Source organism: Caenimonas sedimenti, assembly GCF_007833165.1.
Taxonomy (GTDB): Bacteria; Pseudomonadota; Gammaproteobacteria; order Burkholderiales; family Burkholderiaceae_C; genus Ramlibacter; species Ramlibacter sedimenti.
The window spans coordinates 308247-323512 of record NZ_VOBQ01000008.1 but is presented as its reverse complement, the minus strand read 5'-3'; the positions used below and the strand labels follow the sequence as shown (position 1 = coordinate 323512).

11 protein-coding genes and 1 pseudogene are annotated in these 15266 nt (G+C 62.7%); 8 read left to right on the top strand and 4 right to left on the bottom strand.

Annotated elements, in window-relative coordinates; all coding sequences use genetic code 11:
- The 6 genes from FN976_RS11135 (at position 1) to FN976_RS11110 (ending at position 8508) form a co-directional block, all read left to right on the top strand.
- Positions 1-2535: a VirB4 family type IV secretion system protein gene (locus FN976_RS11135; protein WP_145893073.1), complete on the top strand. Its 2535-nt coding sequence runs from the start codon at positions 1-3 to the stop codon at positions 2533-2535.
- Between the two features lie 25 nt (positions 2536-2560).
- On the top strand, positions 2561-3292 hold the full coding sequence (locus FN976_RS11130) for a TrbJ/VirB5 family protein (protein ID WP_186510834.1): 732 nt from the start codon (positions 2561-2563) through the stop codon (positions 3290-3292).
- Positions 3289-4686 (top strand): type IV secretion system protein, encoded by a 1398-nt coding sequence (locus FN976_RS11125; protein ID WP_145893071.1) that lies wholly within the window; start codon positions 3289-3291, stop codon positions 4684-4686. The genes FN976_RS11130 and FN976_RS11125 overlap by 4 nt, the downstream gene beginning before the upstream one ends.
- A gap of 59 nt (positions 4687-4745) precedes the next feature.
- Positions 4746-6728, top strand: coding sequence for an ATP-binding protein (locus tag FN976_RS11120; protein ID WP_145893070.1), 1983 nt, complete (start codon positions 4746-4748; stop codon positions 6726-6728).
- A 781-nt stretch (positions 6729-7509) separates the two neighbouring features.
- Positions 7510-7773, top strand: coding sequence for a hypothetical protein (locus tag FN976_RS11115; protein WP_145893069.1), 264 nt, complete (start codon positions 7510-7512; stop codon positions 7771-7773).
- A gap of 348 nt (positions 7774-8121) precedes the next feature.
- A complete protein-coding gene (locus tag FN976_RS11110) occupies positions 8122-8508 on the top strand; it encodes a hypothetical protein (protein WP_145893068.1) in 387 nt (128 codons plus the stop codon).
- 198 nt (positions 8509-8706) lie between these two features.
- Here the strand turns inward: FN976_RS11110 and FN976_RS11105 are convergent, their stop codons facing one another.
- On the bottom strand, positions 8707-9417 hold the full coding sequence (locus FN976_RS11105; protein WP_145893067.1) for a hypothetical protein: 711 nt from the start codon (positions 9415-9417) through the stop codon (positions 8707-8709).
- A 174-nt stretch (positions 9418-9591) separates the two neighbouring features.
- Here FN976_RS11105 and FN976_RS11100 point away from each other — a divergent pair, with 174 nt between their 5' ends.
- The gene (locus FN976_RS11100; RefSeq protein WP_145893066.1) at positions 9592-11898 is read left to right on the top strand and encodes a protein kinase domain-containing protein; all 2307 of its coding nucleotides are present in this window, start codon (positions 9592-9594) and stop codon (positions 11896-11898) included.
- Positions 11899-11921: 23 nt separating this feature from the next.
- Here the strand turns inward: FN976_RS11100 and FN976_RS29435 are convergent, their stop codons facing one another.
- Positions 11922-12380, bottom strand: coding sequence for a DUF4344 domain-containing metallopeptidase (locus tag FN976_RS29435; RefSeq protein WP_255440313.1), 459 nt, complete (start codon positions 12378-12380; stop codon positions 11922-11924).
- Between the two features lie 55 nt (positions 12381-12435).
- Positions 12436-12549 (bottom strand): annotated as a pseudogene (locus tag FN976_RS29780) (hypothetical protein); the annotation flags it as partial.
- A gap of 437 nt (positions 12550-12986) precedes the next feature.
- Here FN976_RS29780 and FN976_RS11085 point away from each other — a divergent pair.
- Positions 12987-14000: a hypothetical protein gene (locus FN976_RS11085; protein ID WP_145893063.1), complete on the top strand. Its 1014-nt coding sequence runs from the start codon at positions 12987-12989 to the stop codon at positions 13998-14000.
- A 279-nt stretch (positions 14001-14279) separates the two neighbouring features.
- Here FN976_RS11085 and FN976_RS11080 read toward each other — a convergent pair whose 3' ends face one another.
- Positions 14280-15266: a hypothetical protein gene (locus tag FN976_RS11080; protein WP_145893062.1), complete on the bottom strand. Its 987-nt coding sequence runs from the start codon at positions 15264-15266 to the stop codon at positions 14280-14282.

Sequence of the window (15266 nt, the reverse complement as noted above, 5' to 3'; positions counted from 1 at the left end):
ATGCTGACGTTCCAAGACCTTTTCACCAAGCCGCGTCGCGCGGCTTCAAGTTTTTCCGAGCTGCTTCCCTGGTTCGGGCTGATCACACCAGGACTCGTCTTGTGCATGGACGGGTCGCTCCTGGCAGCCTTCGAGTACCACGGCGATGACGTTGAAGGCCGGGAAGACGTCATGGTCGACCAGCGCATCAATGTCCTGCAGACGGCGCTGAAGACGCTGAACGACCGGTGCACGCTCTGGAGCGTCCAGGAGAGGCGCTACACCTCCGGTTACCTCAAGAACGACTTCACGAGTCCGGTGGCTCGCGTGATCGACAAGCAGTGGGCGAAGGTGTGCGAAGAGCGGAAGAACGCGACGTTGCGGCAAACGCTGTACATCTCGTACAACTTTCCCAACCAGTCCGAAGCGTTCTTCGAGTCGGTGCGCAATGCCTTTGCCGAGAACGATGGAAACGTGTTCAAGGCGCTGGGCGGCCTGGCGCGGCGCCGCTTCTCCGAACGGGGCGAGATCGCCCGCATTCGCGGCCAGCTGGCGGACATCGCCCAGGAGTTCGAGAAGGTCCTCACGGCATTCACCGGCGTCGTGCAAACCAGCATGGGGTTCCAGCGGCTGCACGACGGGGATTTCCTCGGCGAGCTCTACGCCCGGGCGAATCTCGCCTCGATCAGAGGGCCGGTCCATCCCCCCAAGCACCTCGCGTACCTCAACACGATGCTGGCGGCGGACACCCTCGTGCGGCAACACGACAAGTTCATGGTCCGCGGGCCGTCAAAGACCTGTCACTTCGCCGCGCTTTCTATGAAGGGAACGCCCCCCGAGGGGCACAGCCATCACATCGACAGGCTCATGGGCCTGAACTGCGAGTACGTGCTCGTGCAGTGCTACCGCGTTCTCGATCAACAGCCGGCGGCCAATGCGATCCAAGAGCACGAGATGTTCTATCGCTCCGAGGTCAAATCCGTCGTCACGCGCGTTGCGGAGCGCCTCTTCGACATGACCAGCGAAAAGGTCAACACCGGGAACCTGCACTTGGCCGAGGATGCGCAGCAGGCCCTCGCTGAGCTGACGGCGGGCGACGTCTCCTACGGCTACTACAACATGACGCTGCTGGCCCTGGGCGACACGCCGCGGCAGGCTGAGGATGCGGTTGACATGCTGGGCGCTTCGCTGCGGTCCAGCGGATATACCGTGATCCGCGAGGTGCACGGGTTGCTGTCGGCGTTCCAAACGACGATGCCCGGCGGGGCGAACAGGACTCTGCGCTGGAAGCTGGCTTCTACGGCCAATCTCGCGGATCTGGCGCCGATTCGCACGGTGTCCCGCGGCGAACCCAACCACCCGCTGTTCTCGAAGTTCCTGGGCCACGAGGTGCCCGCGTGGTGCCGATTCCCGACGCCCTACGGCGTGATGTACGACTTTAACGTCCACGAGGGTGATCTCGGGCACACGGCGATCATCGGTGGATCCGGCGCCGGCAAGACCTCGTTGATGCTGTCGCTGATCGCGATGTTCGGAAAATACAGACCGGCCCAGACCTTCATCTTCGACATGGGCTATTCGCTCATGATGGGGACGGTTCTTTTGGGCGGCAAGCACATCGACATGAAGCAGGCGCCGAAGCTGAACCCGGTGCTCGTCATGCTCAGGAACGGGGACGACGAGCGGTTGCGCCAGTGGGTCGAGGTGTTGATCGGCGCCGACGGTCACAACGTGTCGGGGCAGGAAAGCACGATGATCAACACGGCCATCCAGCAGCTGCGTCGCTCGGGGCAGTCCAACTGGAAACTTTCCGGGCTGTATGCGCTCCTGGTCGGTCAGGACCAGCACCTGGCCAGTAAGTTGACCGCCTACGTTGACCAGAGCGATCCGGAGTCGGGCTACGGCGCGGTGGGCTCGCGCGCGAAGTACTTCGACAACGACGAGGACCACTTCACGCTCACGCACCTGGTGGGCGTGGAGTGCGGAAGCCTGCTGATCGACCCCAAGGTGGCCAGCCCGTTGATGGACTACGCCTTCTACGTCATCGAGCGCAGTCTCGACGGGTCGACGCCGACCATGATCTACGTGGAGGAGGCGTGGTACATGCTCTCGAACCCGGCGTTCGCGAGCAAGATGGAGGAATGGCTGCGGACCTTCCGCAAGAAGCTCGCCTTCGTGGTGTTCGCGACCCAGAACCTCGAAGAGATCGCCAAGCTCCCGACACTCGGGAGCTTCGTGACGAACATCGCGACGCAGATCTTCCTGCCTTCGGTCAAGCAGAGCGCCTATCAGCAGGCCAAGCTTTTCAATGAAGTCTGGGGAACGACGGACGCGCAGATCGAACTGCTGGCGAACGCGATCCCGAAGCAGGACTATCTGCTGATTCGCCCGTCCGTCACCCGGCTTGTCAACATGCCGATGCCCCCCGTGATCCTGGCGATCAACGAAGCGACGGCGCAGGACGCCAAGCGGCAAAAGCTACTCGAGTACGCGGCCGAGGGTGGCCCCGGCTGGGAGCTCAGGTTCCTTCAGGAGGTTCTCCATGTCCAGATCTAAGAAGCTTGCCAGTCTCGTCCTCGCCATGGCGCTCGCCGTCCCGATGGCCCCGGCTCAGGCTGGTGGCAGCGTGGCGGGTGCAACGGAGCCCACCCAGCTGATGAACAACCTGGAGCTGCTCAAGATCGCCATCGACCAGGCGCTCTCCGCCAAGAAGCTGATCCAGAAATATGCGCTGCAGATGGAGCAGTTCGGCCTGGAACAGCTGAACATCCAGTCCCTGGCCGGGCTGCCTGCCGGCCTTGCGCCCGACGCCCTGAAGGCCTTCAACGACGTGATGCAATACAAGCAGGCACTGGAGAACCTGCAGGGTAGCCTCACCGTGCAGTCGCGAGCCATTGAGCAGCGAATGACCGAGGCGCGGCTGCTGGGCAAGGGCTGGAAGGGGTACCTGGTCGACGTCGCGGCGGAAGCCTCCCGCCGCGAGAAGCGGGCGATCGAGCGCCTGCGGTACGAGGAGACAGTGATCAAGCAGGTGCAGTCTGACTATGCGTTCGCGCGGAACCTGCAGAACCAGATTCCGTCAACGGTGGGGCAGCACCAGTCAATCCAGATGCTCAATACCCAGATGAACCGCGTGATCACACAGAACGGCAAGCTGCTCGAGGTCGTGAGTGCCTCGGTCGGCCGGCAAGCCGACGAGGACGCCGACAAGGCCGAATCCATGACGCGAGCGGCCGCTGAACGCGAGCAGATGCGGCAGCGTCAGGAAGCCATCGAGACTCGTCAGCGCGCTTTCGGGGGCTTCTCGCAGTGAAGCAGGAAGCAGTCAGCCCCGCCGTCCTCGCCTTCGCGAACTTTCTCGGCGCACTGGCCGAGCACGCCGTCCGCTACGCCATCGTGATCCGCAGCCGGATGGGCGAGCGAAAATACTTCGTTCGGGCCGTACTGCTTGCGCTTTGCATCGGGTGCACCTTCGCCTTTGGCCAGGCCGGGCCGATCACGCCGCCGCCTACGACGACGCCCAGCACCTACGCGTTCTCTGCGAGCAGCCTGATGGCCGAGATCGGCGCCGCCGTCACAGCGAAGCTCACCGAGCTGGAGAACAACTCCAGCCTGCAGGGGTTCGGGAAGCTGGTCACGGGGTTTTTTCTGATCCTCACGATGATCTGGGCCGCCCTGCGCATGATGGCCGGCGGGCGAGGAATCGGCGAACTGATTGGCGAGTGGGTCCCGATCTTCGTGTGCTTCGGGATCGTCACCATGTTCCTTGACCGTGGAGCGGCGAATCTCATCGTCGCGACCATGGATGGAATCGGGAGCGCGATCGGCGGCGCCAACATGTCCACGCTGGATGGTGCGATCAACGCGGGGGCGGCGCCGATCTTCAAAGCGATTGCCGCGGTCGTGGATCAGCCGCGCGTGACGGAGGCTTCGGGAAGTCCCACGGACATTCTGGGGCGGCTGGGTACGATTGCGGCCGGCCTGGGCTCCATGCTGATGATGGCGATCGCGAAGATCCTCACTGCGTTCATCCTGGTGATCGCGGGCGTGATCATGGTTGCGAACGTGATCCTGGGGTTCATCTCGGTGCGGTTGGTGCTGGCGCTGGCGCCTGTAATGGTCCCCTTTCTCATGTTCAGGCCGCTGGGCTGGCTGTTCGACGCCTGGCTAAAATTCCTTCTGGGCGCGTGCATGCTGAAAATCGTGACTGCGTTCCTGCTGAACGTGGCCGCTGGCCTGCTCACGACGATGAGTTCCTTGGCGCTCAAGCACTACACCGAGGCCAAAGGCGCTGCGCCGATGGAGACCCTCTACGCGGACGTGGTCCTGTTCGGGATGATGTTGGTTTTCGCGATCCTCGCTTCACTGCTGGTGGCACAAGCGCCGTCGATTGCAACTGGCCTGCTTTCGGGAAGTGCCGGCGGGATCGGGTTTGCGGGGATCAAAGGTCTGACGCAGTCGGTGGGTGGGCGCGTCAGTTCGGGGACTGTCAGCGGGGTGTCCGCTGGTGCCGGAGCGGCCGCTGCACAAGGGGCCCGAAATGGCCTGTCCTATCGCGCCGGACGAAAGGACGCGCAGGCCGGCCGTCAAGCGAGCTTGGCATATCGGGACCCGCGGGCAAAAGCCGCATATGCAACTGCCTACCGGAAGTTTTCCCCGCCGAAGCCACCTTCGCCGCCGACCAGTGGCCCTCCGCCTTCGCCCTAGCACGGACCGCCCGTTGACAGAGGGCAATCCTGCGGTATCTTCACCGTAGGAGATATCGAATGGTCAATTGGTTTCGGGAGAAGATGGTCATCGTGACCGTGCTGATCGTGCACGCGATGTTCTATTGGTGGGTCGCCGTCGTCGGCTACAAGGCGCTGAACAAGATTCCCTTGCTCTATCACTACTACCCGGTCATGAGCGCTGAGGCCACGCCGGTGATTGTGATCATCGCCCTGTCTTTGCTGAGCATGGTTGCCGGCCTTGTGGTGAAGGCTGTTCGGCGAGGCGCCGGGGACGGTGCGTTCGTCTTGGAATACTACGGACCGTGGTTCTTCGGATTCAGCGCGCTTGTGCTGTTCTTGTGGTGGCAGATCGGCCCCGTGGCGAACGCGAGCTACGTTCCGCTCGTGGGACTCTTCGTGGTCAGTGGAGTCGGCACGTGGGCCGTGCATTGGGGGTTCTTAAAGAGCGAGCGTTCGGATCGCGAGCGGGCGAAGCAGGCCATTCCCGACGCTGGCGAGCCGCCCGAAGAACCGGCTCGGGTCAGCCACCCGACGACGACCTTTGCGTCGATCTACGGCAACGAGGCAATCAAGCAGCGCCTGAAGGATGCTTCGACGGCAATCGTCAATCGGAAGAAGGACACCAAGCCGCGCAATGGCATTCTCCTGCATGGGCTGCCTGGCAATGGCAAGACGGTCTTTGCAGAGGCGCTTGCGGGTGAGCTGAAGCTTCCCTTCCTTCAGTTGTCGGCCGCCGACGTCGCCTCCAAATGGGTGGGCGAACGGACCTCGTTAGTGCGGGGTGCCTTTGCCCAGGCGCGGAGGATGCAGCCGTGCGTCCTGTTCGTTGACGAAGTGGATAGCTTCCTTGAGTCGAGGGACGGCGGTGCCAATTCGACGAAGGAGGACCGCGATGTCGTGAACGCACTCCTCACGTTGATGGTCGACATCCGTGAAGCGCGCGTGATCTTGATTGCCGCGACCAACCACATCGACCGGCTTGACGGCGCCGGCGTTCGCGAAGGAAGGTTTGACTACAAGGTGGAGATCACGCCGCCCGACGAGCCGGCCCGCATCGGCTTGCTGCGCAAGGGCCTCAAGAGCAATGCGCCGAGCGTACGCGTGGACGAAGCCGTGCTCGTGTCGGTCGCGAAGCGCTGGAACGGCTTTTCGTCGAAGCGGATATTGGCGGTGACGGAGGAGTTGTCCGACTACCTGCGTGGGCAGGGCGGCAGCAGCGAGGCTGGCTTTGAGGACTTCATGGGTGCCCTGCGGCAGCTGCAGGGGCAGCGTGGATCGGTTCCAGAGAACGTCCGGCCTCTGGAAGACCTGGTGTTCAGCCCCCGGACGCGGGACATGCTGGACCAGGTCGTGGGCCGCATGGCCGATCCGGAACATACAGAGAAGCACGGCGGCACGCTTCCGACCGGGGTGCTGTTTTACGGCCCTCCTGGCACCGGCAAGACCGCTGCCTGCAAGGCACTAGCCAGGAAGGTCGGCTGGGCGTTCCTGCCCGCGACCGGCGCCGATCTCGCGCGCGATCCGAAACGCCTGGAGGCGCTGTACGCGAAGGCGCAGGATCTGCGCCCAACGGTGATCTTCATCGATGAGGCCGACGAGCTGCTGCGGAGCCGCGAGTTCTCGCCGGCGACTGAGGCGACGAACAAACTGCTGACCCTCATGGATGGCGTCGGCGATCGCGTGGCGGATGTCGTGTGGATCGCGGCCACCAACAATCCCGAACAGATCGATCCGGCGCTGCTGCGTGGCGGGCGCTTCACTGAGAAAGTCCGCTTCGATCTTCCGAGTGCGGAAGACTTGGCGCGGCATCTTGTGGCGTGGTTCGCCAAGCGCAGTGTGCAACTCGAGCCTGGCATCGGGTCTGGCGAGGTGGCCGCGATGCTGGTGGATCAGAGCATTGCCAATGCCGAGGCGGTGGCCCAGCATGCGCTCAATCGTGCGATCGCACGACGAGAGGAGAAGGTGATCGTGCGCCGCGACGACATCACGAGTGCGCTGGATTCTGTGATCGGCGGGTAGTGCGCCCGATGCAGTCTAGGAGCTGGTCGAACGAGCAAATCGCCGCATGCACTCATGGCGCAGCATGCCTTTTCGCTGGGTGCACCTACGGGTTCATCGCTGGCCTCGTGCTTCTGGGAGCCAACAACGATACCGTCCGACGGGTCGCGACCGTTGTGCTGTGGTGCATGGACCTGCAAGCGCCGTCCGCGGCTACCGGTGCCCTGGTACTTGTTGTAGCTGCGCTGGTGGGCTCCACGGCTTGGCTGCTTCTCGACTACATGCCGCCAAGCCTACCCACAATTCTCCAGAATTGACGATGTTCCAAGGGTAGGGCAAAGTGCTCGCCGGGAGGTACATCGTGGTCCGACTTGCGCTCTTCCTCGTGGCACTACTGGCTCCATTCGGGACTGCTCTTGCGCAGCTGCACTGCAACGGCCCAAGTGAGACGACATACAGATCTTGTTCGTGTTCGCGTGGGACACCAACGAAGACGCAGCTGACTTGCACACAGCCGATGACCACGACTGGCCAGCGATGCGGCTCGATCACTTGCGAGCCATGTACCTGCTCGGGCGCGACTGGCCCAGGGCAGTTCCCAGATGTCTCGAGGCCGGCCCGGCCAGACCCGCCGGAGTCCCCGCCTCCTTCGTGCAAGGAGGAAGAGTGGCGCGAAGTCCGGCACCTTAGCTGCCGCCAAAAGAGCTGCTCTGAGCTGGAATGCGCGTTGTGGGCCAATCAGCCAGGCAATTACCGGGTCGTGATCTATTCACACGCCTATGGGAATGGCGGCAGGTCCACCATGAACACGCGTATGGAGGTTGACGGGCGCCCGGAACTCAGCCGCGATTGTCGACGGCCCGATATCCGCATTCCGCGAGACAGGACGGCGACCCAAGAGGTGGATTGCTGGATCCGGTCAGACAGCCAGCAGTTCATCAAGTTGGGGGCAATTCAGAGCAACGAAGGTGCGGACGCCAAAGGCTTCACCTTCGACGTCTTCTACGTCCCATTTGGTGAGGAGAGACGCAGTCGGCGTGGCGAAGGCCTCAAGCCAATCGAGTGATCCGTCAAATGCCGGGTGAGCGCGTCCCAGAGCGGTGGCGCCTCGCTCAACGCACCACCAACCGCCCTTTGAGCGCGTTGGGGCTCCTGGCCCTGTGAGGGAATATGGGGTACTCCGCGCGAGTCCTTCGCGGAGGCGCCTCGATTGCAGAGAAACCCTTGGCGCATTCGAATTGAACTCACTGCCCTAGGAACCATGATGCGACGTCTTCTCGCTGTTCTTTTCCTCACCCTCAATTTTGCGGCGGCTCACGCAGAGTCTGCGTACGCGGTCAACGGAAACGTCGAGACACACTGGTACACCGCACGCCTTTTCCGAGGTCCACAGAGTGTCGAGTGGAAAGTGAGCATGAGCGCTGTCGCCGGCAGCACGAGCCCAGCCGCGTCCACCAAGGAGGCGTCCTATATCTCTTCGCTGAAGCGAGGAACCGACGGCAGGATCATGGTTGGCACAGGCACGATCGATCTGGGCCAGGTCCTGCGGATCACCCCCGAGCCAACAACGCGGGACGGTCCTCACCGGGCACGGGTGGAATTCACGGCGACCGATCTCGTGACGATGGGGGAGACTGCATCGGAACTTGGCGTGGTGCAAATGCCGGTACTGCAGCGCGCAAGTGCGTCCCAGGAGGTGGCACTTCACCTTGGCGTGCCAACCGTTGTGGCGCTACTGAGCACCTCGGACAACGAACTGCGACTGGAGTTGACGCTCGAACGCGTTGACCGGATTCGCTAGACCTCGTCTGCCGGATACCGAGCGTCCAGGCGGCGCTGAAGCCGCATTGCTTCCTTGTCGATCGCCTGGATCTCCTTCGCCACACGGATGGGCACTGAGATCTCGCCGTGCTGGTCGGAGCGCGCTCCAGCGTTCAGGATCTCGAACCGGCGTCGAAAGAGGAACAAGAACCGCGACCAACCGTCCGTCGAGAGCGACCTACTCGTTGGCCGCCACGAACCGTCGCACCAACTCCCGCTGCTGGGCAAGCAACTCCCGGAATGGATTTCCGCTGGCCGCTGGGCCGTACAGGTTGATAGTTGTCGGTACTGCTCGGGTGGTGGTGGCGCCCGTTACGCCCACAAATCGGACAGGCTTTCCGTCGTAGTTGAAGGTTCCGCCCACGCCCATGTAAGCCGCCCGCTCATCGCGATCGATGAGGCCAAGGTTCACGTTGCCTTGCAACTCTGGCGACGGGACGCTGGACTTCGCGATTTTCTCTTTCAGGCGCTCGCTGATGTCCTGGTTGTTCGCGCCACCCGACTTCAGCTCGTGGTCTAAGTAGATTTTGACAATATCGGCCCGGGTGGCGGTGACCGGAAGAAGGCGCTCCTGACCCTGAGTGAGCTGAAAGAGGTAGTTACCGTGGTGGTTCAGAAGCAGGGCGGGATTGGCCTTACGCTGAGCCCATTCGGCGCAATCAGCAAAGAGGATGGCCACTTGATTTCGGCCCTGATTGCCATCTTCTTGCAGCTTATAGTGCAGGGCCCCCAGCTGATCCTCGCGCGGAATGACGCAGTGGCCCTTGGGAATCACCAGGTTCACAGTCGCGCCTGCGAATTTGGCGGCGACAGTGTTCTGCGCCAACGCGGCAGCCGCGCCGGCGGCGACGGTAAGACCTGCCAGGATCTGGATGTAGATCTTCGACATGGAGCCCTCCTGTGTTAGCCCGAGTCTACCGAGAGGTGCCGCCTTGATCCATCAGCCATACACACTTTGCCTTCCGCCACGCACCACTCCAGTCGTACCGTGATGCGATGGGCTACTTCCCGGTCCGCCTTGATCGATCGGTGATGTACGCCCAGTTGCTGCAAAATCGGGCCAATGGGCATCCTGCAGCAGATCTTCGGGCGCGGACCAGCACGGGACGAAACGCCCGCGCCTAGGCCGCAAGAGATGGTATTGCAACCGGGTGAGCCTCTGGCCGGCCACTACGTTGTGCGCAAGCTTCTCGGGCGCGGCGGCATGGGTGAGGTGTACCTGTCCGAAGACATGGCGACTGGCGAGGTGCGTGCGGCGAAGGTTATGCGCGCAAGCGCGCAAGCCAGCGTCGGTGACCTGCTGGCCTTCCGTCGCGAGGCCATGGCAATGCTGGACCTCGGAAGCCACCCCTTCGTGGTGCGCTTGCACGAACTGCACGAGCGTGGGCGAGACACGGTTCTCATCCTGCAATACGTCGCCCCCGAGAACGGGTGCACTTCGCTGGAAGACTACATCCGTCGCACGAACGACTACACCGACAACATCCTGGGAATGTGGGCGGTTCAGTTTTGCGTGGGAATGGAACATGCCCTGTCGCATGGCATTCACGCTCACCGGGACATCAAGCCATCCAACTTGCTCGTCGGAGCCTCCCCGTTCCTGAAGATATCGGACTTCGGCTTGGTACTCGCCGCTGCCGGCCATGTTTCCTCCTCCGGACGACCGTCTGCGGACGTGCTCAAGTTGCAGGAACTGCACTCGGCCGACGGCCGGGCAACGTGTGGCACACCCGGCTACATCGCGCCTGAGCTCGCGACCGGTGAGAAGGCCGGACCCAAAAGCGACATGTTCAGCTTCGGAGTGACGCTGTGGCAACTCGCTGCTCGGTCGCTCGAGCTGCCGTTCGAAGTGAAATTTAGCGGCAACGTGCAGGCCTACCAGGAACAAGCTTGGCGCGAGGCGTTCGCACGCCGCATTCGTCGCATCGATTCCCCCTATTTCGACATCATCTGCCGCTGTCTTGCGGCGGACCCAGCGCGTCGCTATCCGAACTTCTCCGCCCTGCGCGAAGACCTCAAAGCCGTGGCCAAGCACCAGGGCTTTCGCGCGATGGACTTCATCGTTGCTCCAGGGTTTCGAGGTACGGTGGAGGATCACGTCTCCCGCGCGCGTGCCTTTGCTGCGCTTGGGCGCCGTGGCAGGGCGCTCAAGATCCTAAACAAAGCCGTCGAGTTCCAGGCCGACTCGGCTGCCGCGCTCATTGCGCGCGGCGACACCCATCTGGAAATGAGCGACACAGTCCGTGGCTTGCGCGATTTTCAGGCAGCCCATGAACTTGATCCGACGGCAGACGCGCCCGCGATTGGCATGGCCAAGGCGATGCTGCACATGGAGCGCGTGGAGGCCGCCGAAAAGCTTCTATACGACGTCCTGGGTCGTCACCCGCGTAACACCGAGGCGCGTATTCAGCTCGCGTCGGCTCTCAGTCGCAGCGGGCGCCACGATGAGGCGCTGTCTATGCTCGATGCGGTGCTCAAGGAAGTCCCCGACCACGCCGGCGCGCATGAGTTTCGGGCTCGCACGCTATGGTCCACAAAAGACACGACCGCCGCGCTCGAAGCCCTGAAGTCAGCGATCGCACTGGACCCGATGCGCGTCTCGGCGGGTCTGATGTTTGCATCTCTTGCCCACGAGCTCGGGGATTCCGCGGCGGAATGTTCGGCCTACGCTCGGCTCCTGCATCTCTATCGAGGAGAGGTGGAGATTCTCAATGAAGTAGCCATTTACATAAGTGAACACGGACCCGCCCACAAGGCGCTGGGGATTTTCGACACCGCCGCCGAGCGTGAGCCAAGCGCCGAGGGTAAGGCAGTCGCGCTGGTGAACAAAGGTAATGCGCTGCTGAACTTGAAGGACCTCGAAGGCTCACGCCTTCACTTCGAGAAGGCAGTGAGCCTAGACCCGCGAAGCGCCCTCGCGCATCGCAGGCTCGGTGACTGGCACAACGAGTTTGGAGACCCGCAGCGCGCCTGTGGGCTTTATGCACAAGCCTGCAAGCTCGATCCCGACGATGCGTTCAGCCACCGCTGCGCTGGGACTGCTTACTTGCGCAGTGGCGACTTCGCACGCGCGCAGGAGCATCTTTCGCGTTCGCTCGAGTTGATCCCCTCGCAGCCCCATATCCGCTACAACCTTGCCGCCGCCTTCGTTCAGCAAGGGATGGGGGAAGAAGCCGTCGCCGAACTCGCGCGCGCTGTGGCCCATGATCCTGAGTACGCCCGAGCGTGGTACCTGAAAGCGCAAATTGAGCACCGCATGCAGCGCACTTCGGACGCGAAGCTATCCGTGCAGCACGCCTTGCGACATCCCTCCGCGCTCAGCGCAGACGAGCTCGACGGAGCGCGCCAGCTCGCAGGTCAACTCCTGTGAGGTGATCGGGCCAGGAAGAGGATTCAGCGAAACGAGATGTACTTCTTGAACCGGGCCCGCATGCCTTCCTCCAGCCGGGCATACTCCGCACCGCAACGCTCGGCCCGCTCCACCGGCAGACCGACGAACCGCGCGGCCGACTGCCCCCGGCCGGGTTCGGCGCCGAGCGCCCAGCACGCCAGGTTGTAGATTCGCTGGCCATCCAGGCTGTGCTCGTCAGCCAACTGGCGCTGCAGGTTCCCCTCTCCTCTGCGCTTCTCAAGGTTGCGGAAGAACCACGCCGCCGGCACCACCACGGGCACGCCGCGCGGCTCGAGGTACTTCGCCGAGAAGAACAGCGCGAACTGGTCGGCGACGTCCTCCTCGCGACCCGTGATCGGGATTCTGTTGATGTCGATCATCGCGTGCGCCAACTCGTGCAGGAAGATCGCCCAGACGGCGCCGTCGATCAGTTGCGAAAACCGATTGCGATCGAGCTTCATGGCGAAGTCGGTGTCCTCGCGCGCAAAAGACTGCCATCTGCTCGATTAGCTCGTAGCAGATCGTCAGCCGCGAGCTCGCCGGCTGGTAGTTCGCGTTGGGGCTCCCACAGGATGCGAATCCCACTGACAAGTTGGTGCGCCATCGGATGCCGTGCGCGAGCTGTGCCATGCGTTCCGCCAGGTTCGAGCGGCGCACCGCCTGTTCAATCTGAGCCTGGAATCCGCCACCACTGGCCGGTTCATAGAAGGGCAGCGCTCGTCCGGTGTAGAGCAGCTCCTCGAACGGAAGTGCCTTCTTCTGAGCATGCGCGGGCAGGGTGAAACAGCCGCCGAGCGCAATCGCGGCCGCCCAGCCGCACACACGTGCGCCCATCGTCTTCATTGCCGCCATCGCCCGTCCTCCCTCCGCACTCGGCGGAGCGGTGACACTGTACCCGGCCGCCAGGTGCGGAACAACCGTACCGCCCGGTCATCCCTGAGAGTCCGGCGCGTCCAAACAGCAGGATGCTGTCCGCGAAACAAGGCCGTAAACTGGCGCCGCCGCCGCGCGCATTTCCTCCGAGGAGGAGTACCCGTGGAATAGGCGCCAAGTATGGGGGCGTAGCGTTGAACCAACCGGAAACGAATCCTGATGCGCCGCTTCCGCGGCCCAGCACCTTCCCTGATGGCCTGCGCGTACAGGTCCAGGGGTTCGATGATCAGCAGGCCGCCGATGGATTGGGCGAACAGCTGACTGCGCTCTTCGTGCAAATGGGTCGCTACTTTGATATCCAGCGGCTTGATGGTGTCACGATAGCCATTGACTACGAAGAGGCGCTTCGCTCCCTCGATCGAGGCTGCGCAACGCGTGAACTTGCTCCGAGCCGAGGGAGGACGGTCGGTGTGGCGATGACACCCAGTGTCTTGCGTGATGGGGTCCTCAAGAGCCATGTGTTTGTGGATGCCGCGGTCTTCTTTGGCATGCTCAAGGAGGATCGCTACGAGCGCGCGATGCAGTTGCTCGCCCACGAGTGCGCCCACGTTGAAGTCAACGCGCACTACGACCGATGCTTCCCGGACACGTTGCTGCGAACCAAGTATATGAACGCCCAGCAGGGCGCGCGCTCCGAGGTCATCCTGGCTTCTTGGGACGAGTACGCAGCCTGCGCCTTGTCAGCGAAGCGAGGCGAGAATCCTGAGGCCGACTACCGCGAGACGTTTCTCAATGACCTGGCGGACGCGCGAGAGCGTGGCAATGAGTGCATCAAGGCCTATCGGTTGCATTCTCAAGTCGGCCAGATCGTCAGGGAGATCCGCGAGATCTACGGCGGGCTGATGAAGCACGCCGCGTACTACCTGGGCAACGCAGCCGGATTCGGAAAGAGTTGGCGAGATGATCCGGCTGTTGCCGAAGCCTTGACAGAACACTGGTTCCTCCCGTTCTTCGAGAGGCTTGAGACCGCACTGGCGGCGCTCTACGCGGAGCTCGGCGTCTGGCCGAACCACGATGGCTTCGAAGTGATCGGGGACATCGGTGAAGACTTGATGTGCGAAGGCGGCATGTACTTCTACGACAGCCCGGATCACCCAGGAGAAGTCGGCGTCCAACTGCCGCTCACACCCGATACGGTGCCGTACTGAGTGGGACGGGACTCCCGAGCGCGTGCCTCGGGCAAGCGCCCTGCCAGCCGTCAGCTCTGTGAGCCATTGAAGTGGTTGGGACTTCGCGTCGCCAATTTCGCACGCGGCATCGCCTGGCTTTCACAACGTCCGCCCGCGTGACCACCTCGTAGATCTCTAGCTCGCCGTCGGCGTGCCCTGTCGGCGTTTGCCGCACCTGGCATCGGCCACCGCAATCGGCCTCCCGGTCGTCACGACCAACGCCTAAGGCGCCGACCTGGACCGCCAGGTGTTTTCATCTCAGCGAACAGTGAACCTGGCCGGGTCGAATCCCGGATTAGAGATCTGCACCTGGTCGCCTGATGCAAAAGCCCAGCCTTCAAGGTGACCAATTTCGATTTTGCGACCCGGGGCCAACTGGAGGTCCCGAGTGAAGGACTGCGCTCCTCGACGCACTTCCAAGCGAACAGTGATTGGCTGCCTTGTTTCAAGCACCATGACCTGCCCCTTGCCGATTGCCGACTGTCTCGCATTCACGGAGATTGGCAGCCTCCGCGCTTGCCGCTCCATAGTGTTGGCAAGCTGCTCTTTCTGCTGGCGTTCGTGATCTGCCGCAGCGCGAGCTTGCTCCGTTGCTGCCTGCGCAGCTGCCAGCTCCGCATCCTTCTGGGCGATCCGCTTTGCATCGTCCAGGCGGGCAAGCAGCGCCAACTGTGCTCGTCGAGTCTCTGCAAACCATTGCTCCGCCGCTTGAGGCAACACTGCCCCGGCTGGGAGGGTTGCGGATGGCAGCCCGTCCAACTTCAAAGGTACATCCTCTTGAAACTGGGAGGTGATCCACTTGTCAACGACCTTCTTGGCCTTGAATGATCCGTACCAGTCCATTCCGGTCTGAGCGGGTGTGGCGACCAGGAAGAACTGAGGCCTTGAAGTGGCCCGCTCAATGTCTGCCTGCAATGGCTCCTTGGCCACGGCGGTTAAAGTCTTGAGGGCCTCCTCAAGCCGCGCCACCGCCTCCAGATCCGCCCCTGCTGCTTTGGCGGCCTGCGCCATGTCAGCGGGCATGTATAGCGGCTCCCGCGTGCTCACCCGGGCCTTAAACTTCACCACAAGGTCATCGCCCATGCCAGAGCTCTCGCTCTGAACTTGGTCGACCTGCAGGACAGTCTTGTGCTTCTCTGGGAGGTGAGCGACCAAAGCTTGCTGGATTTCCGCGTCGCTTGGCTTTGTGGTGCAACCGGCCGCCAGCACGGCGAACGTCAGGATAAAGAGCTGAGCAAGTTTCAA

Bases quoted from the DNA above. Each gene is read 5' to 3' on its own strand.
- FN976_RS11135 (WP_145893073.1), top strand. From the start codon at position 1: ATGCTGACGTTCCAAGACCTTTTCACCAAGCCGCGTCGCGCGGCTTCA.
- FN976_RS11130 (WP_186510834.1), top strand. From the start codon at position 2,561: ATGGCGCTCGCCGTCCCGATGGCCCCGGCTCAGGCTGGTGGCAGCGTG.
- FN976_RS11120 (WP_145893070.1), top strand. From the start codon at position 4,746: ATGGTCAATTGGTTTCGGGAGAAGATGGTCATCGTGACCGTGCTGATC.
- FN976_RS11115 (WP_145893069.1), top strand. From the start codon at position 7,510: ATGAACACGCGTATGGAGGTTGACGGGCGCCCGGAACTCAGCCGCGAT.
- FN976_RS11110 (WP_145893068.1), top strand. From the start codon at position 8,122: ATGAGCGCTGTCGCCGGCAGCACGAGCCCAGCCGCGTCCACCAAGGAG.
- FN976_RS11105 (WP_145893067.1), bottom strand. From the start codon at position 9,417: ATGTCGAAGATCTACATCCAGATCCTGGCAGGTCTTACCGTCGCCGCC.
- FN976_RS11100 (WP_145893066.1), top strand. From the start codon at position 9,592: ATGGGCATCCTGCAGCAGATCTTCGGGCGCGGACCAGCACGGGACGAA.
- FN976_RS29435 (WP_255440313.1), bottom strand. From the start codon at position 12,380: ATGAAGCTCGATCGCAATCGGTTTTCGCAACTGATCGACGGCGCCGTC.